Raw genomic sequence first — 25,762 nt, forward strand, 5'->3', positions numbered from 1 at the left:
CACATTGCTGGGGCTTTTTTATGGCAAAATTTCTCATCTCCCACTGACAAGGACATGTTGTGAACGGTGAACTGATTTGGGTCCTGAGCCTGCTTTTAATCGCCATCATTCTTTTTGCCACGGGCAAGGTACGCATGGACGCCGTCGCCTTGTTCGTCATTGTCGCGTTTGTGCTGAGCGGAACGCTCACGCTGCCGGAAGCCTTTTCCGGGTTTAGCGATCCCAACGTTATCCTGATTGCCGCCTTGTTTATCATCGGCGATGGCCTCGTGCGCACCGGTGTGGCGACCATTATGGGGGCGTGGCTGGTGAAGGTGGCTGGCAACAGCGAAACCAAAATGTTGATCTATTTGATGCTGACGGTCGCCGGGCTGGGGGCGTTTATGAGCTCAACGGGCGTGGTCGCCATCTTTATCCCGGTGGTGCTGAGCGTTTCCATGCGGATGCAGAGCTCGCCGTCGCGCCTGATGATGCCCCTGAGTTTTGCCGGTTTGATCAGCGGCATGATGACGCTGGTGGCAACGCCGCCGAACCTGGTCGTCAACAGCGAGCTTCTCCGGGAAGGATTCCAGGGCTTCAGCTTTTTCAGCGTCACCCCGCTTGGGCTGGTTATTCTGGTGTTGGGCGTGTTCTACATGCTGCTGACCCGTTTTGCCCTCAAAGGCGAAAAACAGGACAAAAGCAAAGAAGGCTGGAAACGACGCACTTTCCGCGATCTGATTAAAGAGTACCGCCTCACCGGGCGGGCGCGCCGTCTGGCCATTCGCCCCGGCTCGCCGATGGTGGGGCAGCGCCTTGACGACCTGAAACTGCGTGAGCGCTATGGCGCGAATGTGATCGGTGTCGAGCGCTGGCGTCGTTTTCGCCGGGTCATCGTCAACGTCAACGGGGTGTCGGAATTCCGTGCGCGAGATGTCCTGCTGATTGATATGTCCACCGCGGAGGTGGATCTGCGAGAGTTTTGCAGTGAACAGCTGCTGGAACCGATGGTACTGCGCGGGGAGTATTTCTCAGACCAGGCGCTGGATGTCGGCATGGCCGAAGTGTCGCTGATCCCGGAATCGGAATTGTTGGGTAAAACCGTGCGGGAAATGGGGTTCCGGACGCGTTATGGCCTGAATGTCGTGGGACTGAAGCGCGATGGCGTGGCGATGGAAGGGGCTGTGGTGGACGAGCCGATCCTGCTGGGTGATATCTTCCTCGTCGTTGGCAACTGGAAACTGATAAGCCAGCTCGGGCAAAAGGGCCGCGATTTTGTGGTGCTCAATATGCCTGTTGAAGAGAGCGACGCCTCTCCGGCGCACAGCCAGGCGCCCCACGCGATTTTTTGCCTGGTATTGATGGTGGCGCTGATGCTGACCGACGAGATCCCCAATCCGGTCGCGGCCATTATTGCCTGCCTGTTAATGGGTAAATTCCGCTGCATTGACGCCGAAAGTGCTTATAAAGCGATTCACTGGCCAAGCATTATTCTCATCGTCGGGATGATGCCCTTCGCCCTGGCGCTGCAAAAAACCGGCGGGGTGGATCTGATCGTTAAAGGCTTAATGGACGTTGGCGGCGGGTTTGGGCCGTACATGATGATGGTCTGTCTGTTTATCATGTGCGCCACCATCGGTCTGTTTATCTCCAACACCGCGACGGCGGTACTGATGGCACCAATTGCGCTGGCGATGGCCAAATCTATGGGCGTGTCGCCGTATCCCTTTGCGATGATGGTGGCGATGGCGGCCTCCGCGGCGTTTATGACGCCGGTCTCTTCACCGGTCAATACCCTGGTGCTGGGACCCGGGAACTACCGGTTCAGCGATTTTGTGAAGCTGGGCGTACCGTTCACCGTGCTGGTGATGCTGGTATGCGTGGTGTTGATACCGGCGTTGTTCCCGTTTTAGCGTGAGTGCAGAAACGTAGGCCGGGTAAGGCGAAGCCGCCACCCGGCGAAAAATTACAACGGAGAATCCTGGCTAATCTCATCCAGCGATAAATGGAAGCTCGGCACAAACACCTGCATAAAGTAATCCATCTCTTCGCTGCGGCGAGATTCCAGCGTTTTTTCCAGACGCGTTTTTGCCAGTAAAAACTCGTTATTCCCCGCAGACAGCTCTTCCAGACACTTCAGATAGGCACACAGCGCGTCGGCCTGTTTTACCAGCAACCTTTCATCTTCCGTGTATTGATGTTCATCGATAAGCGGCTCAAAAATATCGCGCAACTCTTCCGGCACCATATCAATCAGCTTCTGCTGGGCAATCTTCTCAATGGCCTTATATTCCTGCGCAATCTGCGAGTTGAAATATTTCACCGGCGTAGGCAGATCGCCGGTCAGCACTTCTGACGCATCGTGGTACATCGCGAGCAGAGCAATGCGTTCTGCATTGACCTGTCCGTTGAATTTTCGGTTTTTAATGGCGGCCAGCGCGTGAGCGACCATCGCAACCTGCAGGCTATGCTCTGAAACATTCTCAGTGCGGACATTACGCATCAGCGGCCAGCGGTTGATGAGTTTCAGGCGTGAGAGGTGGGCAAAGAAATGACTCTGACTCATAGGTTACCTTTTGTCTTTACTGCGACAGGACTTCATTGTGCGGGGAGGGGAGGGAAGATGCAAATCTGCGGCTGTTGTAGGCCGGGTAAGCGCAGCGCCACCCGGCAGAAAGGCAACGTTATTGATGATAACCGGACAGGAATCGCCCGAAGCGGCTGATGGCCATTTCGAGGTCATCTTCGCGCGGCAGCGTCACGATACGTACGTGATCCGGCCATGGCCAGTTAAACGCCGTGCCCTGAACCAGCAGCACTTTTTCCTGCAACAGGAAATCGAGCACCATTTTCTGATCGTCGTGAATATTGAAGCGCTTCGCGTCGATTTTCGGGAACATATACAGCGCCCCATTCGGCTTCACGCAGGAAACGCCCGGGATATCGTTGATCAGCTCCCACGCGCGGTTACGCTGCTCGTACAGGCGACCACCGGGAACGATGAACTCGCTAATGCTCTGATAACCGCCGAGCGCTGTCTGGATCGCGTGCTGCGCCGGAACGTTGGCACACAAACGCATGGAGGCCAGCATCTCCAGCCCTTCAATATAGCCTTTGGCGTGTTTTTTCGGACCGTTTAAGACCATCCAGCCCTGACGGAAACCGGCCACACGGTAGGTTTTAGACAGGCCGTTAAAGGTGACGGTCAGCAGATCCGGGGCCAGCGCGGCGATGGAGTGGTGCTGTGCCGCGTCGTACAGGATCTTGTCGTAAATCTCGTCAGCGAAAATGATCAGGTTATGCTGGCGGGCGAGCTCGACGATCTCCATCAGCAGCTCTTTCGAATAGACCGCGCCTGTCGGGTTGTTCGGGTTAATGATTACGATGCCGCGCGTGCGGGGCGTAATTTTTGCGCGAATGTCATCGAGATCCGGGAACCAGTCAGAGGACTCGTCGCACAGATAGTGCACGGCTTTACCGCTTGAGAGTGACACGGCCGCCGTCCACAGCGGATAGTCCGGCGCGGGAACCAGCATTTCGTCCCCGCTGTTCAGCAGTGCCTGCATCGCCTGCACAATCAGTTCGGAGACACCGTTGCCGATATAAATATCTTCAACGGTAACATCACGCATACCGCGAGCCTGGTAATGCTGCATGATGGCTTTACGTGCGGAGTAAAGTCCTTTTGAATCGCAATAGCCTTGCGCGGTAGGAAGGTTGCGGATCACATCAACCAGAATTTCATCCGGCGCTTCAAAACCAAATGGCGCAGGGTTACCAATGTTGAGTTTCAGAACCTTATTGCCTTCTTCTTCAAGGCGTTTAGCCTCTTTCAGAACCGGGCCGCGGATGTCATAACAGACGTTATCTAGCTTGCTGGATTTTTCGATAGGGGACATGAACCTTTAACCTTTTCGCTATTATTGCCACTCCCTGCCGTGGAAGTCTGCACGGAATAATGTACTCCCCCCTCGCTTCGTTTTGAAGGGTGTGCAGTAGAAGATTTTGTGGCGGTAGCGGAATTTTGATAAATCTTTTTCGCTGCGGGTAAACTTTTTACTGCCTTAAAGTTGTGTGCATAGAACAGAGTTAGGTGAGTTATGCTGTTCATTTGCAGAAATTATGTATATTGTGCTGGAAAAAATAAGTGGCGAGTAGAACAGAGGTGGCAATCACTCTGAGTGACTTTTCGTAAAACCTGAATGCTTGATACATCTTTCTGTAATAGCATGATGTGGTTAAAAGTTACTCATGTGAAATTAATGTTAAGGGTCATTAATGAATGGACTTAATCTAAATTAAAATTTATTTATTATTAACCTATAAAATGCAACTTTAGTTAATTTTAATAAAATTAGTTTATAAGCTTAACATTCTTCTTTAATCCTCAATATTGCAATAAGACTTATAAATAAAGTGGATTTGGGTTAAGATGTCTTTCAGGAAAGCAGATGACAGATGCATGTTTTTTGTATATCTGGGACTGGTTTTCCGAATTAATTGATTGTTATTGTTGGAGTTATCTCTGGCTGGAATGTGTCGAACATCTCCTGCTACGTTGACAGCGCTGCGATAAAGATGGCAGAAAAGGTGTTACACCTTTAATGTAATTTACATAAACCTGCGAACATCTAAATATCCTGAACGTTTAAGAGAATAAAAATAACGTCATGAAACGTGCTTTCTGACTGTTGATATAAAGCAGCACAATAACTATCTGTCAGGCAGTCTGCCGGGCCGGGATGCGAGGGAGAACCTTCAGAGGGAATTGCTTAACTGTTACACACACAGCTTCAACCCGGGCAGCTCCGCACGAGCAACCTGAAAGTGAATAGATATGATAAATGCAAATCGTCCGATAATGAATCTCGACCTCGATCTGCTGAGAACGTTTGTTGCGGTCGCCGATCTCAACACTTTTGCAGCTGCTGCTGCCGCCGTTTGCCGAACCCAGTCCGCCGTTAGCCAGCAAATGCAGCGGCTGGAGCAACTGGTTGGTAAAGAGCTTTTTGCCCGTCACGGGCGTAATAAGCTTTTAACGGAACACGGTATTCAGCTTCTGGGTTATGCCAGGAAAATTCTTCGCTTTAATGATGAAGCATGTATGTCATTAATGTTTAGCAACCTTCAAGGGGTGTTAACGTTAGGTGCATCTGATGAGTCAGCGGATACTATATTGCCGTTTCTTCTCAATCGTATTAGTTCGGTTTATCCGAAGCTTGCGCTGGATGTGAGTGTAAAGCGTAATGCCTTTATGGTTGAGATGTTAAATGAGAATAAAGTCGACCTGGTGGTCACCACGCATCGTCCCGGGCAGTTTGATTGCCTGACGCTGCGTACATCGCCTACGCACTGGTATTGCGCAGCCGAATATGTGCTGCAAAAAGGGGAGCCTGTTCCTCTGGTGTTACTGGATGACCCGAGCCCTTTCCGCGATATGGTGCTGACGGCGCTCAATGAGGCCAATATTCCGTGGCGTCTGGCGTATGTGGCTTCCACATTGCCAGCGGTTCGTGCCGCGGTGAAAGCCGGGCTTGGCGTAACGGCCCGTCCGGTAGAGATGATGAGCCCGGATCTGCGCGTCCTGGGTAAATCTGATGGTCTTCCTGCGTTGCCTGATACGCAATATCTGCTCTGCCATAACTCGACCAGTCATAACGAGTTGGCAAAAGTCGTATTCGAGGCGATGGAAAACTACCATAACCCATGGCAGTTCGAGCGCGTTACCTCCGAAGGGGGGGATGATTCCCTGATCGTTGAAGGTGACTTTGAGTGATCAATAGCTCAAAATTGTAGTAACAAAATGTAAGTGTAAAAAAAAGCCACTCGTGTGATTTTCGCATGCAGTGGCTTTTTTTTAGCAATAATACCCGTTTATGTCGAGTGGGTTTTCTGGTTTGCATATGTTAATCAAGAAGTTAAGTTATTTTGCTTAAAACTTGTCCATTTTCCGTTCTCACATCATCCGTATCCACTCTTTGTTAAAAAAACAGGAAAGATGTTGCCGTATTCCAGGTTGAATTAACAAAAGCGTGTCTCAGATCAAGAAAATACTCCTATTTGGGGGGAGGAATCGTTGGCAAATCCTGTCAAAATAGGAGGGTTATTTTTTTTACTTCCGAAACGGACACGATTCAACAACATACATTTGACGGAAAGTCATGTACCCACCAGGGTTAAAGGGCACCAAATGTTAATGAGAATCGCTCGATGTAATTTAATGTGAAGAAACCTTTGTTAAAGTTGACAATAGGTTATAGAAAGGAGTAAAAAACCCCATCATTTTGCTGTCTACGTCTCATTTCAGACAGTTAGTGTAAGGTTATTTGTTCCTCCCCATGAATCGATGTGATGCCCATCTGCCAGCAAGAGCAGTGTCGTTGGTATCACTTTTGATGAGTAAGCAATGAGTATGTCAACATCCACAGAAGTCATCGCTCATCACTGGGCATTCGCAATCTTTCTTATTGTAGCCATTGGCCTGTGCTGCCTGATGTTAGTCGGCGGCTGGTTCCTGGGCGGTCGCGCCCGCGCAAGGCACAAAAACACACCTTTCGAATCAGGTATTGATTCAGTAGGTACCGCTCGCTTACGCCTGTCTGCCAAGTTCTATCTGGTAGCCATGTTCTTCGTCATCTTCGACGTGGAAGCGCTTTACCTTTTCGCATGGTCGACTTCCATCCGCGAAAGTGGTTGGGTGGGCTTTGTCGAGGCCGCAATTTTCATTTTAGTGCTACTGGCCGGTCTGGTTTATCTGGTGCGTATTGGCGCGCTTGACTGGACGCCTGCGCGTTCACGTCGTGAACACATCAACCCGGAAAACAGTATCTCTAATCGTCAGCAGTAACAGCGAGGCAATAAGATGGATTATACGCTCACCCGCATAGATCCTAACGGTGAGAATGACCGTTACCCCCTGCAAAAACAGGAGATCGTAACCGACCCCCTGGAGCAAGAAGTCAATAAAAGCGTGTACATGGGCAAGCTCGAGCATGCCATGCACGATATGGTCAACTGGGGTCGTAAGAACTCCATCTGGCCATACAACTTTGGCCTTTCTTGCTGCTACGTTGAAATGGTGACGTCATTCACTGCGGTGCATGACGTTGCGCGTTTTGGGGCAGAGGTATTGCGTGCTTCCCCACGTCAGGCTGACCTGATGGTGGTGGCGGGTACCTGCTTTACCAAAATGGCACCTGTTATTCAGCGTCTTTATGACCAGATGCTGGAGCCAAAATGGGTTATCTCCATGGGCGCATGTGCAAACTCTGGCGGTATGTACGACATCTATTCCGTCGTGCAGGGCGTAGATAAGTTTATTCCAGTGGATGTGTACATCCCGGGTTGTCCGCCACGTCCGGAAGCTTACATGCAGGCGCTCATGCTGCTGCAGGAGTCTATCGGTAAAGAACGTCGCCCACTGTCGTGGGTTGTTGGCGATCAGGGTGTGTATCGCGCGAACATGCAGTCTGAGCGCGAGCGTAAACGTGGTGAACGTATTGCCGTCACCAATCTGCGTACGCCTGACGAAATTTAATTTGCGCCTGTAGGCCTGGAGAACACCTTCGCATATCACTACTCAAATAGCGCGAAGCCAGGCTCAACAGTCACCACGGACCATTTGCAATGGTGAACAATATGACCGACTTAACCGCGCAAGAAGCCGCCTGGCAGACCCGGGATCATCTCGATGACCCAGTCATTGGCGAACTGCGCAACCGTTTTGGGCCGGATGCCTTTACTGTTCAGGCTACCCGCACCGGGGTACCCGTTGTTTGGGTGAAGCGTGAGCAATTACTGGAAGTGGTCGATTTCCTCAAGAAATTGCCAAAACCTTACGTCATGCTGTTTGACTTACACGGCATGGATGAACGTCTGCGTACCCACCGCCAGGGTCTCCCTGCTGCGGATTTTTCCGTTTTCTACCACCTGATCTCAATAGACCGTAATACGGATATCATGCTCAAGGTGGCATTGTCTGAAAACGACATGCATCTGCCGACGATCGTCAAACTTTTCCCGAACGCCAACTGGTATGAGCGTGAAACCTGGGAAATGTTCGGCATGACCTTCGACGGCCACCCGCATCTGACGCGCATCATGATGCCGCAGACCTGGACCGGCCACCCGCTGCGTAAAGACTACCCGGCACGTGCGACCGAATTCGATCCGTTTGAGCTGACCAAAGCCAAGCAGGATCTGGAGATGGAAGCGCTGACCTTCAAACCGGAAGACTGGGGTATGAAGCGCGGTACCGATAACGAGGACTTCATGTTCCTCAACCTCGGTCCGAACCACCCGTCTGCGCACGGTGCATTCCGCATTATTCTTCAGCTTGATGGCGAAGAGATTGTCGACTGCGTACCTGACATCGGCTACCACCACCGTGGTGCTGAGAAGATGGGCGAGCGTCAGTCCTGGCACAGCTACATTCCGTATACCGACCGTATCGAGTACCTCGGCGGCTGCGTAAACGAAATGCCATACGTGCTGGCCGTTGAGAAACTGGCGGGTATCGTTACGCCGGATCGCGTTAACGTGATTCGCGTTATGCTGTCAGAACTGTTCCGTATCAACAGCCACCTGCTGTACATCTCTACGTTCATTCAGGACGTCGGCGCGATGACGCCGGTCTTCTTCGCCTTTACCGACCGTCAGAAAATCTACGATCTGGTGGAAGCGATTACCGGTTTCCGTATGCACCCGGCCTGGTTCCGTATCGGCGGTGTCGCACACGATCTGCCGCGCGGCTGGGACCGTCTGCTGCGTGAATTCCTCGACTGGATGCCAAAACGTCTGGCGTCTTACGAGAAAGCCGCGCTGCGTAACACCATCCTGAAAGGCCGTTCCCAGGGCGTTGCCGCCTACGGCGCGAAAGAAGCGCTGGAGTGGGGTACCACCGGTGCAGGTCTGCGTGCGACCGGTATTGATTTCGACGTGCGTAAAGCCCGTCCTTACTCTGGCTACGAGAACTTCGACTTTGAAGTCCCGGTGGGCGGCGGTGTTTCCGACTGCTACACCCGCGTGATGCTGAAAGTGGAAGAGCTGCGCCAGAGTCTGCGCATCCTTGAGCAGTGCCTCAACAACATGCCGGAAGGCCCGTTCAAGGCGGATCACCCGCTGACGACGCCGCCGCCAAAAGAGCGCACGCTGCAACATATCGAAACCCTGATCACTCACTTCCTGCAGGTTTCCTGGGGTCCGGTCATGCCGGCGCAAGAATCCTTCCAGATGATTGAAGCGACCAAGGGTATTAACAGTTACTACCTGACCAGCGACGGCAGCACCATGAGCTACCGCACCCGCGTGCGTACGCCGAGCTTTGCGCACCTGCAGCAGATCCCGTCCGCCATCCGCGGCAGTCTGGTCTCTGACCTGATTGTGTATCTGGGTAGTATCGATTTTGTTATGTCAGATGTGGACCGCTAATTATGCACGAGAATCAACAACCACAGACCGAGGCTTTTGAGCTGAGTGAAGCAGAACGTGCCGCCATTGAGCACGAGATGCACCACTACGAAGACCCGCGTGCGGCGTCCATTGAAGCGCTGAAAATCGTACAGAAACAGCGTGGTTGGGTGCCGGATGGGGCGATCTATGAGATCGCAAAAGTGCTGGGTATCCCGGCCAGTGACGTAGAAGGCGTAGCCACGTTCTACAGCCAGATCTTCCGTCAGCCGGTAGGCCGCCATGTGATCCGCTACTGTGACAGCGTTGTGTGTCACATCACCGGTTATCAGGGCATTCAGGCTGCGATTGAGAAAAAACTCAATATCAAGCCGGGCCAGACCACGTTCGATGGTCGCTTTACTCTGCTACCAACCTGCTGCCTGGGTAACTGCGACAAGGGGCCGACCATGATGATTGATGAGGACACTCACAGCCATCTGACGCCGGAAGCGATTCCTGACCTGCTGGAGCAGTACAAATGAAAACTGTAATTCGTACTGCTGAAACTCATCCACTGACCTGGCGTCTGCGTGATGACAAACAGCCGGTATGGCTTGAAGAATACGAAAGCAAAAACGGCTATGCCGGTGCGCGTAAAGCCCTCGGCGGCATGGCACCGGACGACATCGTTAATGCGGTGAAAGACTCTGGCCTGAAAGGGCGCGGCGGTGCGGGCTTCTCCACCGGTCTGAAGTGGAGCCTGATGCCAAAAGACGAGTCCATGAACATCCGTTACCTGCTGTGTAACGCTGATGAAATGGAGCCGGGCACCTATAAAGACCGCCTGCTGATGGAACAGCTGCCACACCTGCTGGTGGAAGGCATGCTGATTTCCGCGTTCGCGCTGAAAGCGTACCGTGGCTACATCTTCCTGCGCGGTGAGTACATCGAAGCGGCAGAAAACCTGCGTCGCGCGATTGCCGAAGCCACCGAAGCCGGCCTGCTTGGCAAAAACATCCTGGGCACCGGCTTTGACTTCGAGCTGTTCGTGCATACCGGTGCCGGGCGTTATATCTGCGGTGAAGAAACTGCGCTGATTAACTCCCTGGAAGGTCGCCGTGCGAACCCGCGTTCCAAGCCACCGTTCCCGGCAAGCTCCGGCGTATGGGGTAAACCGACCTGTGTAAATAACGTCGAAACCCTGTGTAACGTTCCGGCTATCCTCGCCAACGGCGTGGAGTGGTATCAGGGCATCTCCTCAAGTAAAGATGCCGGTACCAAGCTGATGGGCTTCTCCGGTCGCGTTAAAAATCCTGGCGTCTGGGAACTGCCGTTCGGTACCACCGCACGCGAGATTCTTGAAGACTACGCCGGCGGCATGCGCGATGGCCTGAAATTCAAAGCCTGGCAGCCGGGTGGGGCAGGAACAGACTTCCTGACCGAAGCCCACCTTGACCTGCCAATGGAATTCGAAAGCATTGGTAAAGCAGGCAGCCGTCTGGGTACGGCGCTGGCGATGGCCGTCGACCACGAGATCGGCATGGTATCGCTGGTGCGTAACCTGGAAGAGTTCTTCGCTCGCGAGTCCTGCGGCTGGTGTACACCGTGCCGTGATGGTCTGCCGTGGAGCGTGAAGATCCTGCGTGCTATCGAACGTGGTGAAGGTCAGCCAGGCGATATCGAGACACTTGAGCAACTGTGTCGATTCTTAGGCCCGGGTAAAACCTTCTGTGCCCACGCACCGGGTGCCGTCGAACCTCTGCAGAGCGCGATTAAATATTTCCGCGACGAGTTCGAAGCAGGCATCAAGCAGCCGTTCAGCAATACCCATGCGATCAATGGGATTCAGCCGAACCTGCTTAAAGCGCGCTGGTAACGACAAGAATTTTGATTAACGCTCGGTTTCGACTGAGCCAACTGGAAGCATGCTAATGGCTACGATTCATGTAGACGGCAAAGAATATGAGGTCAACGGGGCGGACAACCTGCTGGAAGCTTGTCTGTCGCTCGGCCTTGATATTCCGTATTTTTGCTGGCATCCGGCGCTGGGCAGCGTCGGTGCTTGCCGCCAGTGTGCGGTGAAGCAATATCAGAACGCGGAAGACACGCGTGGTCGCCTGGTGATGTCCTGTATGACGCCAGCCACCGAAGGCACCTTTATTTCGATTGATGACGAAGAAGCCAAACAGTTCCGCGAAAGCGTTGTGGAATGGTTGATGACCAACCACCCGCATGATTGTCCGGTCTGCGAAGAGGGCGGTAACTGCCACCTTCAGGATATGACCGTAATGACCGGTCACAGCTTCCGTCGCTATCGCTTTACCAAGCGTACCCACCGTAACCAGGATCTGGGGCCGTTCATCTCTCACGAAATGAACCGCTGCATCGCCTGCTACCGCTGCGTGCGTTACTACAAAGATTACGCAGACGGTCAGGATCTGGGCGTGTATGGCGCGCATGACAACGTCTACTTCGGTCGTCCGGAAGACGGTACGCTGGAAAGCGAATTCTCCGGTAACCTGGTAGAAATTTGCCCGACCGGCGTATTCACGGATAAGACTCACTCCGAGCGCTACAACCGTAAGTGGGACATGCAGTTTGCACCAAGCATCTGCCAGCAGTGCTCCCTCGGCTGTAACACCAGCCCGGGCGAGCGCTACGGCGAACTGCGTCGTATTGAAAACCGTTACAACGGTACCGTTAACCACTACTTCCTCTGCGACCGCGGTCGTTTCGGCTATGGCTATGTGAACCTGAAAGACCGTCCGCGTCAGCCGGTTCAGCGCCGTGGCGATGACTTCATTACCCTGAACGCTGAACAGGCGATGCAGGGCGCGGCAGACATTCTGCGCCAGTCGAAGAAAGTGATCGGTATCGGCTCCCCGCGTGCCAGCATCGAAAGCAACTTCGCGCTGCGCGAGCTGGTTGGCGCGGAAAACTTCTATACCGGTATCGCCCAGGGCGAGCAGGAACGTCTGCAGCTGGTACTGAAAGTGCTGCGCGAAGGCGGTATTCATACCCCTGCGCTGCGCGAAATCGAATCCTATGATGCGGTTCTGGTGCTGGGTGAAGATCTGACTCAGACCGGCGCTCGCGCGGCACTGGCGGTTCGTCAGGCGGTGAAGGGTAAAGCACGTGAAATGGCAGCCGCGCAGAAAGTGGCTGACTGGCAGATTGCGGCAATCCTGAACATCGGCCAGCGCGCTAAGCATCCTCTGTTCGTGACTAACGTCGACAACACCCGTCTGGACGATATCGCGGCGTGGACCTACTGCGCACCGGTTGAAGATCAGGCGCGTCTCGGCTTTGCGATTGCCCACGCGCTGGACAGCAACTCTCCGGCCGTTGAACTGGATCGTGACCTGCAAAACAAGGTCGACGTGATTGTTCAGGCCCTGGCGGGTGCGAAGAAACCCCTGATTATTTCGGGTACTAACGCCGGAAGCGCGGAGATCATTCAGGCCGCAGCAAACGTTGCCAAAGCCCTGAAAGGCCGCGGTGCCGACGTTGGCGTGACCATGATTGCCCGTGCGGTAAATAGCATCGGTCTGGGGATGATTGGCGGCGGCTCGCTGGAAGCTGCGTTAAGCGAACTGGAATCCGGTGCTGCTGACGCCGTTGTGGTGCTGGAAAACGACCTGCATCGCCATGCTTCTGCCGCACGCGTAGACGCTGCACTCTCCAAAGCGCCGCTGGTGATGGTTATCGATCATCAGCGCACTGCGATTATGGATAAAGCGCACCTGGTGCTCTCTGCGGCAAGCTTCGCAGAAAGCGACGGTACCGTTATCAACAACGAAGGCCGCGCGCAGCGTTTCTTCCAGGTTTACGACCCGGCGTACTACGACAGCAACACCGTGATGCTGGAAAGCTGGCGCTGGCTGCACTCCCTGCACAGCACCGTGCAGAGCCGTGAAGTGGACTGGACGCAACTCGACCACGTTATCGACGCGGTTGTGGAAAAACTGCCTCAGCTGGCAGGCATTAAAGATGCCGCGCCTGAAGCAAGCTTCCGTATTCGCGGCCAGAAACTGGCGCGTGAACCGCACCGCTACAGCGGCCGTACCGCAATGCGTGCCAATATCAGCGTGCACGAACCGCGCCAGCCGCAGGACAAAGACACCATGTTCGCCTTCTCAATGGAAGGGAACAACCAGCCGTCTGCCCCGCGTTCACAGATCCCATTTGCATGGGCTCCAGGCTGGAACTCCCCGCAGGCATGGAACAAGTTCCAGGCTGAAGTGGGTGGTTCACTGCGCCACGGCGATCCGGGCGTACGTCTGATTGAAGCCTCCGAAACCGGTCTGGACTTCTTCACGACCGTTCCGGCGAGCTTCCAGGCGCAGGAAGGTAACTGGCGTATTGCGCCGTATTACCATCTGTTCGGTAGCGACGAGCTGTCCCAGCGTTCACCGGTCTTCCAGACCCGCATGCCGCAGCCGTACATCAAGCTCAACCCGGCGGATGCCGCGAAGCTTGGCGTAAATGCGGGTGCGAACATTGCCTTTAGCTATGACGGCCAGACAATCAGCCTGCCGCTGATTATCTCCGAAGGTCTGACAGCAGGGCAGGTGGGTCTGCCGATGGGTATGCCTGGCATCGCGCCGGTACTGGCGGGTGCTCGTCTTGATAACCTGCAGGAGGCAAAAGCATGAGTTGGTTAACGCCGGATCTTATCGACATCCTGCTGAGTATTCTGAAAGCAGTCGTTATCTTGCTGGTGGTGGTCACCTGTGGCGCGTTCATGAGCTTTGGTGAACGTCGTCTGCTCGGTCTGTTCCAGAACCGTTACGGACCGAACCGCGTGGGCTGGGGTGGTTCACTCCAGCTGGTCGCGGACATGATCAAGATGTTCTTTAAAGAGGACTGGATCCCGCGCTTCTCGGATCGCGTGATCTTTACTCTGGCTCCGATGATCGCCTTCACCTCGCTGCTGCTGGCGTTTGCTATCGTTCCTGTCAGCCCGACCTGGGTGGTCGCTGACCTGAACATCGGCATTCTGTTCTTCCTGATGATGGCAGGCCTCGCGGTTTACGCGGTGCTGTTCGCGGGCTGGTCCAGTAACAACAAATACTCCCTGCTGGGTGCGATGCGTGCTTCCGCGCAGACGCTGAGCTACGAAGTGTTCCTGGGTCTCTCCCTGATGGGCGTGGTGGCGCAGGCCGGTTCATTCAACATGACCGACATCGTCAACAACCAGGCCGACATCTGGAACGTTATCCCGCAGTTCTTTGGCTTTATTACCTTTGCTATCGCGGGCGTGGCCGTGTGTCACCGTCACCCGTTTGACCAGCCAGAAGCCGAACAGGAACTGGCCGACGGTTACCACATCGAATATTCCGGTATGAAATTCGGTCTGTTCTTCGTGGGCGAGTACATCGGTATCGTCACCATTTCCGCGTTGATGGTAACGCTGTTCTTTGGTGGCTGGCATGGCCCGTTCTTACCGCCGTTCATCTGGTTCGCGCTGAAAACCGCGTTCTTCATGATGATGTTCATTTTGATTCGCGCAGCGTTACCGCGTCCGCGTTATGACCAGGTAATGTCCTTCGGCTGGAAAGTGTGCCTGCCGCTGACGCTCGTCAACTTGTTGGTAACGGCGGCTGTCATTCTCTGGCAGCAGCCATAAGGGGCTATAGACCATGACCTTAAAAGAATTACTGGTAGGCTTCGGTACCCAGGTACGCAGTATCTGGATGATCGGCCTGCACGCGTTTGCCAAACGCGAAACCCGGATGTACCCGGAAGAGCCGGTATATCTGCCGCCGCGCTACCGTGGCCGTATCGTGCTGACGCGCGACCCGGACGGTTCCGAGCGCTGCGTTGCCTGTAACCTGTGTGCGGTAGCGTGTCCGGTAGGCTGTATCTCTCTGCAGAAAGCAGAGACGGTAGATGGCCGCTGGTATCCTGAGTTCTTCCGCATCAATTTCTCACGCTGCATCTTCTGCGGTCTGTGTGAAGAAGCGTGCCCAACCACGGCGATTCAGCTGACTCCAGACTTCGAGCTGGGTGAGTACAAGCGTCAGGACCTGGTGTACGAGAAAGAGGATCTGCTGATTTCCGGTCCGGGCAAATACCCGGAATATAACTTCTACCGGATGGCGGGTATGGCAATCGACGGCAAAGATAAGGGCGAAGCAGAGAACGAAGCTAAGCCTATCGACGTCAAGAGCCTGTTACCGTAAGGAGAGGGCAATGGAATTCGCTTTTTATATCTGTGGCCTTATCGCCATCCTGGCCACGCTGCGAGTGATTACGCACACCAATCCGGTGCATGCGCTGCTGTACTTAATCATCTCGCTGCTGGCTATTTCCGGGGTGTTCTTTGCGCTGGGCGCGCATTTCGCCGGTGCGCTGGAAATCATCGTCTACGCCGGGGCCATTATGGTGCTGTTCGTGTTCGTGGTGATGATGCTGAACCTGGGCGGCTCTGAAATTGAGCAGGAACGTCAGTGGTTAAAACCGCAGGTGTGGATTGGTCCGGCCATTTTGTCGGCCATCATGCTGGTGGTGATTGTTTACGCCATTCTTGGTGTCAACGATCAGGGCATCGACGGAACGCCAATCAGCGCTAAAGAGGTCGGTATCACGCTCTTTGGCCCATACGTTCTGGCGGTTGAACTGGCCTCAATGCTGCTGCTGGCAGGTCTGGTTGTTGCTTTCCACGTTGGCCGCGAAGAGCGTGCTGGCGAGGTGCTGAGCAACCGCACTGACGACCGCGCGAAAAGAAAAACGGAGGAGCGCGCATGATCCCCTTAACACATGGACTGATCCTCGCTGCGATTTTATTCGTTCTGGGTTTGACCGGTCTGGTTATCCGCCGCAATCTGCTGTTTATGCTGATCGGCCTGGAAATCATGATTAACGCCTCCGCGCTGGCCTTCGTGGTCGCCGGAAGCTACTGGGGCCAGACTGATGGTCAGGTGATGTACATTCTAGCCATCAGCCTCGCGGCTGCCGAAGCGAGTATTGGCCTGGCGCTGTTACTGCAGCTCCATCGTCGCCGCCAGAACCTGAACATCGATTCAGTAAGTGAGTTGCGTGGATGAACATGCTTGCCTTAACCATTATTTTTCCGCTGATTGGCTTCGTGCTGCTGGCGTTTTCTCGCGGCCGCTGGTCTGAGAACCTGTCTGCAACCGTGGGCATTGGCTCAATCGGTCTGGCTGCGCTGGTGACAGCGTATGCGGGCATCGACTTCTTTAACAACGGACGTCAGCCATTCAGCGTGCCGCTGTGGACCTGGATGTCGGTCGGTGATTTCAACATCGGTTTCAACCTGGTGCTGGATGGTCTCTCGCTGACCATGCTCTCCGTGGTTACCGGCGTGGGTTTCCTGATCCACATGTTCGCTTCCTGGTACATGCGCGGTGAAGAGGGTTACTCCCGCTTCTTCGCCTACACCAACCTGTTTATCGCCAGCATGGTGGTTCTGGTGCTGGCCGATAACCTGCTGCTGATGTATCTGGGCTGGGAAGGCGTGGGTCTGTGTTCTTACCTGCTGATCGGCTTCTACTATACCGATCCGAAGAATGGCGCAGCGGCCATGAAAGCGTTCGTCGTCACCCGCGTGGGTGACGTGTTCCTCGCTTTCGCACTGTTCATTCTTTACAACGAACTGGGCACGCTGAACTTCCGCGAAATGGTGGAACTGGCGCCGGCGCACTTCGCAGCAGGTAACAACATGCTGTGGTGGGCAACGCTGATGCTGCTGGGTGGAGCCGTGGGTAAATCCGCGCAGCTGCCGTTGCAGACATGGCTGGCCGACGCGATGGCGGGTCCAACCCCTGTCTCCGCGCTGATCCACGCCGCGACCATGGTAACCGCAGGTGTCTACCTGATTGCGCGTACCCATGGCCTGTTCCTGATGACGCCGGAAATTCTGCATCTGGTGGGTATCGTTGGTGCGGTTACGCTGGTGCTGGCAGGCTTTGCCGCGCTGGTGCAGACCGACATCAAACGCGTTCTCGCGTATTCCACCATGAGCCAGATTGGTTACATGTTCCTCGCGCTGGGCGTTCAGGCGTGGGACGCGGCCATTTTCCACCTGATGACGCACGCGTTCTTTAAAGCGCTGCTGTTCCTCTCATCCGGTTCCGTGATCCTGGCCTGCCATCACGAGCAGAACATCTTCAAGATGGGCGGACTGCGTAAGTCCATCCCGCTGGTTTATATCTGCTTCCTGGTGGGCGGCGCGGCGCTGGCGGCACTGCCGCTGATTACCGCGGGCTTCTTCAGTAAGGACGAAATCCTTGCGGGTGCCATGGCGAATGGTCATATCAATCTGATGGTTGCGGGTCTGGTCGGTGCGTTCATGACCTCCCTGTATACCTTCCGTATGATTTTCATCGTATTCCACGGTAAAGAACAAATTCACGCTCACGCAGGGAAGGGGATTACCCACCACCTGCCGCTGATTGTGCTGCTGGTACTGTCCACCTTCGTTGGCGCGATGATTGTGCCACCGCTGCAGGGCGTACTGCCAGACACCACCGAGCTTGAGCATGGTCGCGTTCTGACGCTTGAAATCACCTCCGGTGTGGTCGCTATCGCGGGCATCCTGATTGCTGCATGGCTGTGGCTGGGTAAACGTACGCTGGTGACTGCCGTTGCCAACAGTGCGCCAGGCCGTCTGCTGGGTACCTGGTGGTACAACGCGTGGGGCTTCGACTGGCTGTACGACATGATCTTCGTTAAGCCGTTCCTGGGCATTGCGTGGCTGGTGAAGCGCGACCCACTGAACAGCCTGATGAATATCCCGGCGATCCTTTCCCGCTTTGCAGGTAAAGGCCTGCTGTACAGCGAGAACGGTTATCTGCGCTGGTATGTGGCGTCCATGAGCATCGGTGCGGTTGTCGTGCTGGCGCTGCTGATGGTGTTGCGTTGATCGTTAAGTGAATTTTATTCGAATTCGTTGAAAATCAGGCCCCTGCTGGGGGCCTTAAAAAGGAATGTAAATCGCCATGTTACTACCCTGGCTAATATTAATTCCCTTCATCGGCGGCTTCCTGTGCTGGCAGACTGAACGCTTTGGCGTGAAGATGCCGCGCTGGATCGCGCTGATCACCATGGGATTGACGCTCGCGCTTGGTCTGCAACTCTGGTTGCAGGGTGGCTACTCTCTGACCCAGTCTGCGGGCATTCCGCAGTGGCAGTCTGAGTTTATCCTGCCGTGGATCCCGCGTTTCGGCATTACGATCCACCTGGCGATTGACGGTCTGTCGCTGCTGATGGTGGTGCTGACCGGTCTGCTCGGCGTTCTGGCGGTACTTTGCTCCTGGCGAGAAATCGAAAAATACCAGGGCTTCTTCCACCTGAACCTGATGTGGATCCTGGGCGGCGTTATCGGCGTGTTCCTTGCCATCGACATGTTCCTGTTCTTCTTCTTCTGGGAGATGATGCTGGTGCCGATGTACTTCCTGATCGCGCTGTGGGGCCACAAGGCGTCCGACGGTAAAACGCGTATCACGGCGGCAACCAAGTTCTTCATCTATACCCAGGCGAGTGGTCTGGTGATGCTGATTGCCATTCTGGCGCTGGTGTTTGTTCACCACAGTGCGACCGGCACCTGGACCTTCAACTACGAAGACCTGCTGAAGACCCCGATGTCGCACGGCGTTGAATACCTGCTGATGCTGGGCTTCTTCATCGCGTTCGCGGTGAAAATGCCGGTGGTTCCGCTGCACGGCTGGCTGCCTGACGCGCACTCTCAGGCGCCAACGGCGGGTTCCGTTGACCTGGCGGGCATCTTGCTGAAAACGGCGGCCTATGGTCTGCTGCGTTTCGCACTGCCGCTGTTCCCGAATGCCTCCGCTGAGTTCGCACCGATTGCCATGTGGCTGGGTGTCATCGGTATCTTCTACGGTGCCTGGATGGCCTTCACGCAGTACGACATCAAACGTCTGATTGCGTACACCTCCGTTTCCCACATGGGCTTCGTGCTGATTGCTATCTACACCGGCAGCCAGCTGGCGTACCAGGGCGCAGTGATCCAGATGATTGCGCACGGTCTGTCCGCAGCCGGCCTCTTCATCCTGTGCGGCCAGCTATACGAACGTCTGCATACCCGCGACATGCGTATGATGGGCGGCCTGTGGGGCAAAATGAAATGGTTGCCAGCGCTGTCCATGTTCTTCGCGGTTGCCACCCTGGGGATGCCAGGTACCGGTAACTTCGTCGGCGAATTTATGATTCTGTTCGGCAGCTTCAAAGTGGTACCGGTGATTACCGTGATCTCCACCTTTGGTCTGGTGTTCGCTTCCGTGTACTCGCTGGCGATGCTGCACCGCGCTTACTTCGGTAAAGCGAAGAGCGAAATTGCTGCACAAGAACTGCCGGGGATGTCGCTGCGTGAGCTGTTCATCATCCTGCTGCTGGTCGTACTGCTGGTGCTGCTGGGCTTCTTCCCGCAGCCGATTCTGGATACCTCGCATAGCGCGATGGGTAACATCCAGCAGTGGTTTGTTAATTCTGCTTCTACTACAAGGCCGTAATTCGCCATGACAATAACTCCACAACAACTGATCGCGCTGCTACCGCTGCTGATCGTCGGATTGACGGTGGTGGTTGTGATGCTCTCCATTGCGTGGCGACGCAATCACTTCCTGAATGCCACGCTGTCGGTCATCGGCCTGAACGCCGCGTTAGTCTCTCTCTGGTTTGTTGGCCAGGGTGGGGCGATGGACGTCACCCCGCTGATGCGCGTTGACGGTTACGCCATGCTGTATACCGGTCTGGTTCTGCTGGCGAGCCTGGCAACCTGTACCTTTGCGTATCCTTGGCTCGAAGGCTACAACGACAATAAAGAAGAGTTTTACCTGCTGGTTCTGATTGCCGCGCTGGGCGGTATTCTGCTGGCGAACGCGAACCACCTGGCTGCGCTGTTCCTCGGCATTGAGCTGATCTCTCTGCCGCTGTTCGGTCTGATTGGTTACGCCTTCCGTCAGAAGCGCTCTCTGGAAGCAAGCATCAAGTACACCATCCTGTCTGCGGCGGCGTCCTCGTTCCTGCTGTTTGGTATTGCGCTGCTGTACGCACAGTCCGGTAATCTCTCCTTCATGGCGCTCGGCAAGAGCCTCGGTGACGGCATGCTGCATGAGCCGCTGCTGCTGGCGGGTCTGGGCATGATGATTGTTGGCCTTGGCTTCAAACTCTCTCTGGTTCCGTTCCACCTGTGGACGCCAGACGTATACCAGGGCGCTCCGGCTCCGGTTTCTACCTTCCTGGCGACGGCGAGTAAAATCGCTATCTTCGGGGTGGTGATGCGTCTGTTCCTGTACGCACCGGTGGGTGACAGCGAAGCGGTTCGCGTGGTGCTGGGCATCATCGCGTTCGTCTCCATCATCTTCGGTAACCTGATGGCGCTGAGCCAGACCAACATCAAACGTCTGCTGGGCTACTCGTCTATCTCTCATCTGGGCTACCTGATGGTGGCGTTGATTGCGCTGCAGAGCGGTGAGATGTCGATGGAAGCCGTAGGCGTGTATCTGGCAGGTTACCTGTTCAGCAGCCTCGGCGCGTTCGGCGTGGTGAGCCTGATGTCCAGCCCGTACCGTGGTCCGGATGCCGATTCACTGTTCTCCTACCGTGGTCTGTTCTGGCACCGTCCAATTCTGTCCGCGGTGATGACCGTGATGATGCTCTCTCTGGCGGGTATCCCGATGACGCTGGGCTTCATCGGTAAATTCTACGTGCTGGCCGTCGGTGTGCAGGCGCACCTGTGGTGGCTGACCGCGGGCGTGGTTATCGGCTCCGCGATTGGTCTGTACTACTACCTGCGTGTGGCAGTGAGTCTGTACCTGAGTGCGCCTCAGCAGCTCAACCGTGATGCCCCAACCAACTGGCAGTACAGCGCCGGCGGTATTGTGGTACTCATCTCCGCGCTGCTGGTGCTGATCTTCGGTATCTATCCGCAGCCGCTGATTGATATCGTGCAGCGCGCGATGCCGCTGATGTAAAAGCAAAAAACCCGCCTCGGCGGGTTTTTTTATTGTCCAGCGGCGCTACGCTTGCAGGGCCTACGGATTTTGTAGGTCGGGTAAGCGAAGCGCCACCCGACTAAGCCAACTGCTTGCGACTAATCAGTGGCCCGTCAATCTTCTTCATCGAGCGGTCCAGCACTTCCTCAATCACCGACGACAGCTCGTTCAGCTCAAACTTCGCCACGTAACCGTCCGCCTTCACCTTACGAATATGATCTTCGTTGGCGTTGCCGGAAAGGGAAGAGTGGATCACCACCGGAATATCTTTCAGGAACGGATCGGTTTTGATTTTGCGCGTTAACGTAAAGCCGTCCATCTCTGGCATTTCCAGGTCGGTCAGCACCAGAGCGATCTTATCGGTGATGGGAACCCCTTCTGCCTGCGCCTGCGCTGCCAGCACGCCAATTTTTTCCCACGCCTCTTTACCGGTGATATGCAGCTGTGCAGGGATCTCCATCGCCTGCAGGCCTTTCTCCAGCATCGAACGCGCCACTTTGGAATCTTCTGCGACGATGGCGACAGCGCCTGGCTTGATATGGAATTTGGTGGTCTTCAGATTTGTGGCGTGAAGGTCGTGGTTGGCCGGGGTAATGTCATACAGGATCTGCTCAACGTCCAGCACCATCGCCAGATCGTTGGTATCGGTCTTCTCGTCCAGGCAGGCAATACTGGTGATGTAGCGTCCGCTGACGGCGGTTTCCGCCGCGTGAACCTGCTTCCAGTCCAGACGCATAATGTTCTCAACCGATTCCACGGCAAACGCCTGCACGCTACGCGCATACTCGGTGATCAGCAGGATGTTCAGGCCGGTTGTTGGCTTACAGCCCGCCACGGCGGCGAGGTCAATCACCGGGATCACCTGATCGCGAATGTTCACCATCCCCATCAGCGGTGATTTCATTCCTGCGGGTTTTGTGAACTCCGGCATCGGCACGATTTCACGCAGCTTAAAGACGTTAATGCCAAACAGCTCGGATTTATTTTCGTTCAGAGAGGTGCCGAGACGAAACAGCAACAGTTCAAAACGGTTCGACAGGGTGAGATTCGCCCTGTCATCAATATCTTTCTGGAAATTATCCATTCTACCCTCGAGAGAAATGCTGACCTTTTAATCGTTATCGGCATTCTGAGGGAAAAATGAAGGACTAAACGCTGACCTGAGCGAAATCTTCGGCCAGCTCACATTCCGGGAACAGCGCGCGGCACTCTGCCAGCAGGCTTGCACATCCCCGCGCATCGTAGCGCGAGCTGACATGGGTGATGATGAGCCTCCCGACGCCCGCGTCACGGGCAAGCTGCGCCGCCTGACGCGTGGAGCTATGGCCACGGCTGTTGGCTTTCTCTTCCATTGCCGTTTCAAGCGTGGCTTCATGCACCATCACGTCCACGCCCTGAGCCAGTCTCAATGCCGCCGGGCACGGGGCCGTGTCGCCAAAAATCGCCAGCTTCTTGCCGGGCTGCGGTGCGGCGAGATAATCCTGGCCGTTGATGACGCGCCCGTCCTCCAGCGTGACGGTCTCTCCGTGCTTCAGGCGCTGGAACAGCGGTCCGGGTTTTACGCCATCCGCCATTAGCGCGGCGGCATCCAGCGCGCCGGGTTTGTCATGCGCCTCAATGCGGTAGCCATAGCACTCCACGGGATGATTAAGCGGGTAGGTGGTGACGTTATAATCCCCGTCATCGAAAACCAGACCGTCGCTAATCTCAACGATCTCCAGCGGATAATCGGTCCACGACCCGCTCAGACGCAGCGTAGTGTCAACAAACTCACGCACACCCGCAGGCCCGTAAATCGTCAGCGGGTTGGCATTACCGGCCATTGAGCGGCTGCACAGCAGGCCGGGCAGGCCAAAAAGATGGTCGCCATGCAGGTGAGTGATAAAGATTTTATCCAGCTTGCCCGGGTGATATGAGGTATGTAGCAGCTGATGCTGCGTCCCTTCACCACAGTCAAACAGCCACAGCCCGCCGCGGGTTGGGTGTTTGAGATCCAGCAGAATCGCCGTCACATTTCGTGAGCGGGTTGGCACGCCAGCGGACGTACCCAGAAAAAACAGTTCCATAACGCAATCAGCCCTTTGCCGAACGGGGAGGGGTTTAGTATAACGTGATGAACCCCAGGAAGGAGACTGACATGATCCAGTGGCAAGATTTACACCATAGCGACCTCACCGTTCATTCGCTCTACGCGCTGCTTAAACTGCGCTGTGAAGTATTTGTGGTTGAGCAGACCTGCCCGTATCAGGACATCGATGGCGATGACCTTGTCGGCGAGAACCGTCATATTCTCGGCTGGCGCGATGACGAGCTGGTAGCGTATGCGAGGATTCTGAAAAGCGACGACGATTTTGAGCCTGTCGTGATTGGCCGCGTCATCATCAGCGGTAACGCACGGGGTGAAAAACTGGGCTATCAGCTGATGGAAAAAACGCTGGAGGCGTGCCAGAAACAGTGGCCGGATAAGGCGTTATACCTGGGCGCGCAGGCACACCTGCAGTCCTTCTATGGCCATTTTGGTTTTGCCCCGGTGACGGAGGTCTACGACGAAGATGGCATCCCACACATCGGCATGGCGCGGGAAGTGAAACAGGCGTAATGGCATCTCGTTGGCTATAGTTAGCGGACTGGTGTACTAACATGGAGAAAAATATGTCATTTCAATCCTGGGATACCCGTATCGACGACGACCTGGCCTTACTGAGCGAAACGCTGGAAGAGGTGTTACGTTCCTCGGGCGACCCTGCCGATCAGAAATATATTGAGCTGAAAGCCCGTGCCGAGCAGGCGCTGCATGAAGTGAAAAACCGCGTCAGTCATGCGTCTGATACTTACTACTACCGCGCCAAAAAAGCGGTGTATCGTGCCGATGATTACGTGCATGAAAAACCGTGGCAGGGTATTGGGGTGGGTGCAGCCGTGGGGCTGGTACTGGGGCTGCTTTTAGCCCGTCGTTAACAGCGTTTTAAACGGTTAACCACTCCCTATACGTGGGTACTGATATTTCTTATGGTACCCCGTATAATACGAGGTTTTAACAGGGAGAGGTTCGCGTGAATTCGATTTTCCTCGCGCTGGAGCATCTGCGTAGCCAGCTTACGCAAGCGTTACCCGCAGCACCCGGCATACGTCATTTCGACGTCACTTTCCCGTTAAACGACGCCTTCGATCCCCTCGCCTGGCTGGGCGAGCAGCAGTGTTATCCTCAATTTTACTGGCAGCAACGTAACGGCGATGAAGAGCTGGCGGCGCTGGGGGCGGTTACCCACTTTTCTTCTCTGGCGTTAGCTTCACAGTTTTTGCACGAGCAAAATGCGGCGAGTGATACCCGTATCTGCGGCCTGAACGCCTTTAATCCGGAGCAGGGCTGCCTCTTTTTACCGCGCCTGCTCTGGCGGCGTACCGCCGGAAACGCCACGCTGCGCCTGCAGCTGTGGAGCGACCGCTCGCTTCAGGATGATGCCTTTGCCGCGCGGGATTTTTTACAGCAGCTTCAGCCAGCCAAGCCTATCCGTCCGCTGTCCGTTCAGGTTGAGCACGAAACCCATCAGCCACAACAGGCCGAATGGCTGAGACTTGTCCGCAGCGCGACAGAGACCATCGCGCGCGGTGATTTTGAAAAGGTCGTCCTCGCGAGGGCTACCGATCTTCAGTTTACACAGCGCGTTAGCCCTGTCGCGCTGATGGCGGCCAGCCGCGCTCTGAATTTACATTGCTACCATTTCTGCATGGTATTCGACGCCGGCAACGCCTTTCTCGGCTCAACGCCCGAGCGTCTCTGGCGGCGGCGTGGCAAGCTGCTGCGCACGGAAGCGCTGGCGGGCACGGTCGCCAGCCATACCGATGATAAACAGGCGCAGCGTCTGGGCGAGTGGCTGCTGAATGACGATAAAAACCAGCGCGAAAATATGCTGGTCGTGGAAGATATCTGCCAGCGTCTTCAGCACCACACGCAGACGCTTGAAGTACTGCCAGCCCAGGTGGTGCGCCTGCGTAAAGTGCAGCATTTGCGCCGCTGTATCTGGACCGAACTTAAACAGGCCGATGATGAGCAGTGTCTGCACATGCTGCAGCCGACTGCGGCCGTTGCCGGATTACCGCGACAGCCTGCGCGCGAGTTTATCCAGAAGGTTGAGCCCTTTAACCGCGAGTGGTACGCCGGATCGGCCGGGTATTTATCGCCCGATCAAAGTGAGTTCTGCGTGGCGTTGCGCTCCGCTCGCGTGCTGGAGGATTCCCTGCGGCTCTACGCCGGCGCCGGCATTGTCAGCGGGTCTGACCCGGAGCAGGAGTGGCAGGAGATTGAAAATAAAGCCGCCGGGTTGCGCTCTTTGCTCCTAAGGGATTAATACATATTCGCGCAATCCCGATTCACATCAAAATTCCAATTTTTTCTATTATTTATACTGTGTCGC

22 protein-coding genes are annotated in these 25,762 nt (G+C 55.2%); 18 read left to right on the forward strand and 4 right to left on the reverse strand.

What is annotated here, in order from left to right:
- The first annotated feature begins 59 nt into the window (after positions 1-59).
- On the forward strand, positions 60-1,892 hold the full coding sequence (locus PYW49_RS13995) for an SLC13 family permease (protein WP_320386740.1): 1,833 nt from the start codon (positions 60-62) through the stop codon (positions 1,890-1,892).
- 53 nt (positions 1,893-1,945) lie between these two features.
- Here PYW49_RS13995 and yfbR read toward each other — a convergent pair whose 3' ends face one another.
- Positions 1,946-2,545 (reverse strand): 5'-deoxynucleotidase, encoded by a 600-nt coding sequence (gene yfbR, locus PYW49_RS14000; protein ID WP_320386741.1) that lies wholly within the window; start codon positions 2,543-2,545, stop codon positions 1,946-1,948.
- Positions 2,546-2,663: 118 nt separating this feature from the next.
- A complete protein-coding gene (alaA, locus tag PYW49_RS14005) occupies positions 2,664-3,878 on the reverse strand; it encodes an alanine transaminase AlaA (RefSeq protein ID WP_008500204.1) in 1,215 nt (404 codons plus the stop codon).
- A gap of 938 nt (positions 3,879-4,816) precedes the next feature.
- Between alaA and lrhA the strand changes: the two genes are divergently transcribed.
- From lrhA to nuoN, 14 genes are all read left to right on the forward strand, one after another.
- Positions 4,817-5,755 (forward strand): transcriptional regulator LrhA, encoded by a 939-nt coding sequence (gene lrhA, locus PYW49_RS14010; protein ID WP_134347777.1) that lies wholly within the window; start codon positions 4,817-4,819, stop codon positions 5,753-5,755.
- A gap of 630 nt (positions 5,756-6,385) precedes the next feature.
- Positions 6,386-6,826: an NADH-quinone oxidoreductase subunit NuoA gene (nuoA, locus tag PYW49_RS14015; RefSeq protein ID WP_006176516.1), complete on the forward strand. Its 441-nt coding sequence runs from the start codon at positions 6,386-6,388 to the stop codon at positions 6,824-6,826.
- A gap of 15 nt (positions 6,827-6,841) precedes the next feature.
- A complete protein-coding gene (gene nuoB, locus PYW49_RS14020; protein WP_003861482.1) occupies positions 6,842-7,516 on the forward strand; it encodes an NADH-quinone oxidoreductase subunit NuoB in 675 nt (224 codons plus the stop codon).
- An 89-nt stretch (positions 7,517-7,605) separates the two neighbouring features.
- A complete protein-coding gene (nuoC, locus tag PYW49_RS14025; RefSeq protein ID WP_134347778.1) occupies positions 7,606-9,408 on the forward strand; it encodes an NADH-quinone oxidoreductase subunit C/D in 1,803 nt (600 codons plus the stop codon).
- A gap of 2 nt (positions 9,409-9,410) precedes the next feature.
- Positions 9,411-9,911 carry an NADH-quinone oxidoreductase subunit NuoE gene (nuoE, locus tag PYW49_RS14030; RefSeq protein WP_006176513.1) on the forward strand — a complete coding sequence of 167 codons (501 nt, stop codon included), beginning with the start codon at positions 9,411-9,413 and terminating at the stop codon, positions 9,909-9,911.
- Positions 9,908-11,245 carry an NADH-quinone oxidoreductase subunit NuoF gene (nuoF, locus tag PYW49_RS14035; protein WP_134347779.1) on the forward strand — a complete coding sequence of 446 codons (1,338 nt, stop codon included), beginning with the start codon at positions 9,908-9,910 and terminating at the stop codon, positions 11,243-11,245. The genes nuoE and nuoF overlap by 4 nt, the downstream gene beginning before the upstream one ends.
- A 55-nt stretch (positions 11,246-11,300) precedes the next feature.
- Complete coding sequence (nuoG, locus tag PYW49_RS14040; protein WP_320386742.1) at positions 11,301-14,024, forward strand: NADH-quinone oxidoreductase subunit NuoG; 2,724 nt, start codon at positions 11,301-11,303, stop codon at positions 14,022-14,024.
- Positions 14,021-14,998: an NADH-quinone oxidoreductase subunit NuoH gene (nuoH, locus tag PYW49_RS14045; RefSeq protein ID WP_047346615.1), complete on the forward strand. Its 978-nt coding sequence runs from the start codon at positions 14,021-14,023 to the stop codon at positions 14,996-14,998. Before nuoG ends, nuoH begins: the two co-directional genes overlap by 4 nt.
- Before the next feature lie 13 nt (positions 14,999-15,011).
- Positions 15,012-15,554, forward strand: coding sequence for an NADH-quinone oxidoreductase subunit NuoI (nuoI, locus tag PYW49_RS14050; protein WP_003861491.1), 543 nt, complete (start codon positions 15,012-15,014; stop codon positions 15,552-15,554).
- 10 nt (positions 15,555-15,564) lie between these two features.
- A complete protein-coding gene (gene nuoJ, locus PYW49_RS14055) occupies positions 15,565-16,119 on the forward strand; it encodes an NADH-quinone oxidoreductase subunit J (protein WP_047346614.1) in 555 nt (184 codons plus the stop codon).
- Entirely contained in the window at positions 16,116-16,418 is a 303-nt protein-coding gene (gene nuoK, locus PYW49_RS14060) for an NADH-quinone oxidoreductase subunit NuoK (RefSeq protein ID WP_003861496.1), read from the forward strand. The genes nuoJ and nuoK overlap by 4 nt, the downstream gene beginning before the upstream one ends.
- Positions 16,415-18,256, forward strand: a complete 1,842-nt coding sequence (gene nuoL, locus PYW49_RS14065; protein ID WP_063143734.1) for an NADH-quinone oxidoreductase subunit L — start codon at positions 16,415-16,417, stop codon at positions 18,254-18,256. The genes nuoK and nuoL overlap by 4 nt, the downstream gene beginning before the upstream one ends.
- Positions 18,257-18,332: 76 nt before the next feature.
- Complete coding sequence (nuoM, locus tag PYW49_RS14070) at positions 18,333-19,862, forward strand: NADH-quinone oxidoreductase subunit M (protein WP_134347782.1); 1,530 nt, start codon at positions 18,333-18,335, stop codon at positions 19,860-19,862.
- 6 nt (positions 19,863-19,868) lie between these two features.
- The gene (gene nuoN / locus PYW49_RS14075) at positions 19,869-21,326 is read left to right on the forward strand and encodes an NADH-quinone oxidoreductase subunit NuoN (protein WP_029740937.1); all 1,458 of its coding nucleotides are present in this window, start codon (positions 19,869-19,871) and stop codon (positions 21,324-21,326) included.
- 100 nt (positions 21,327-21,426) lie between these two features.
- Here nuoN and PYW49_RS14080 read toward each other — a convergent pair whose 3' ends face one another.
- Together PYW49_RS14080 and rbn are read right to left on the reverse strand one after the other, a co-directional pair.
- Positions 21,427-22,431, reverse strand: coding sequence for a chemotaxis protein (locus PYW49_RS14080; RefSeq protein WP_032643418.1), 1,005 nt, complete (start codon positions 22,429-22,431; stop codon positions 21,427-21,429).
- Between the two features lie 64 nt (positions 22,432-22,495).
- The gene (rbn, locus tag PYW49_RS14085) at positions 22,496-23,413 is read right to left on the reverse strand and encodes a ribonuclease BN (protein WP_320386744.1); all 918 of its coding nucleotides are present in this window, start codon (positions 23,411-23,413) and stop codon (positions 22,496-22,498) included.
- 71 nt (positions 23,414-23,484) lie between these two features.
- Here rbn and PYW49_RS14090 point away from each other — a divergent pair, with 71 nt between their 5' ends.
- The 3 genes from PYW49_RS14090 (at position 23,485) to menF (ending at position 25,696) form a co-directional block, all read left to right on the forward strand.
- Positions 23,485-23,946: a GNAT family N-acetyltransferase gene (locus tag PYW49_RS14090; protein ID WP_134347784.1), complete on the forward strand. Its 462-nt coding sequence runs from the start codon at positions 23,485-23,487 to the stop codon at positions 23,944-23,946.
- A 53-nt stretch (positions 23,947-23,999) separates the two neighbouring features.
- Positions 24,000-24,305, forward strand: a complete 306-nt coding sequence (gene elaB, locus PYW49_RS14095) for a stress response protein ElaB (protein ID WP_008500219.1) — start codon at positions 24,000-24,002, stop codon at positions 24,303-24,305.
- Between the two features lie 95 nt (positions 24,306-24,400).
- The gene (gene menF / locus PYW49_RS14100; protein ID WP_320386745.1) at positions 24,401-25,696 is read left to right on the forward strand and encodes an isochorismate synthase MenF; all 1,296 of its coding nucleotides are present in this window, start codon (positions 24,401-24,403) and stop codon (positions 25,694-25,696) included.
- Positions 25,697-25,762 lie beyond the last annotated feature (66 nt).

The organism is Enterobacter chinensis (genome assembly GCF_034008295.1).
GTDB classification, from domain to species: domain Bacteria; phylum Pseudomonadota; class Gammaproteobacteria; order Enterobacterales; family Enterobacteriaceae; genus Enterobacter; species Enterobacter chinensis.

Coding starts and splice junctions, on each gene's coding strand:
- nuoA (WP_006176516.1), top strand. CDS start 6,386: ATGAGTATGTCAACATCCACAGAAGTCATCGCTCATCACTGGGCATTC.
- nuoC (WP_134347778.1), top strand. CDS start 7,606: ATGGTGAACAATATGACCGACTTAACCGCGCAAGAAGCCGCCTGGCAG.
- nuoK (WP_003861496.1), top strand. CDS start 16,116: ATGATCCCCTTAACACATGGACTGATCCTCGCTGCGATTTTATTCGTT.
- nuoF (WP_134347779.1), top strand. CDS start 9,908: ATGAAAACTGTAATTCGTACTGCTGAAACTCATCCACTGACCTGGCGT.
- nuoH (WP_047346615.1), top strand. CDS start 14,021: ATGAGTTGGTTAACGCCGGATCTTATCGACATCCTGCTGAGTATTCTG.
- PYW49_RS14090 (WP_134347784.1), top strand. CDS start 23,485: ATGATCCAGTGGCAAGATTTACACCATAGCGACCTCACCGTTCATTCG.
- yfbR (WP_320386741.1), bottom strand. CDS start 2,545: ATGAGTCAGAGTCATTTCTTTGCCCACCTCTCACGCCTGAAACTCATC.
- nuoN (WP_029740937.1), top strand. CDS start 19,869: ATGACAATAACTCCACAACAACTGATCGCGCTGCTACCGCTGCTGATC.
- lrhA (WP_134347777.1), top strand. CDS start 4,817: ATGATAAATGCAAATCGTCCGATAATGAATCTCGACCTCGATCTGCTG.
- PYW49_RS14080 (WP_032643418.1), bottom strand. CDS start 22,431: ATGGATAATTTCCAGAAAGATATTGATGACAGGGCGAATCTCACCCTG.
- nuoB (WP_003861482.1), top strand. CDS start 6,842: ATGGATTATACGCTCACCCGCATAGATCCTAACGGTGAGAATGACCGT.
- nuoL (WP_063143734.1), top strand. CDS start 16,415: ATGAACATGCTTGCCTTAACCATTATTTTTCCGCTGATTGGCTTCGTG.
- nuoE (WP_006176513.1), top strand. CDS start 9,411: ATGCACGAGAATCAACAACCACAGACCGAGGCTTTTGAGCTGAGTGAA.
- nuoM (WP_134347782.1), top strand. CDS start 18,333: ATGTTACTACCCTGGCTAATATTAATTCCCTTCATCGGCGGCTTCCTG.
- alaA (WP_008500204.1), bottom strand. CDS start 3,878: ATGTCCCCTATCGAAAAATCCAGCAAGCTAGATAACGTCTGTTATGAC.
- nuoI (WP_003861491.1), top strand. CDS start 15,012: ATGACCTTAAAAGAATTACTGGTAGGCTTCGGTACCCAGGTACGCAGT.
- nuoJ (WP_047346614.1), top strand. CDS start 15,565: ATGGAATTCGCTTTTTATATCTGTGGCCTTATCGCCATCCTGGCCACG.
- rbn (WP_320386744.1), bottom strand. CDS start 23,413: ATGGAACTGTTTTTTCTGGGTACGTCCGCTGGCGTGCCAACCCGCTCA.
- nuoG (WP_320386742.1), top strand. CDS start 11,301: ATGGCTACGATTCATGTAGACGGCAAAGAATATGAGGTCAACGGGGCG.
- elaB (WP_008500219.1), top strand. CDS start 24,000: ATGTCATTTCAATCCTGGGATACCCGTATCGACGACGACCTGGCCTTA.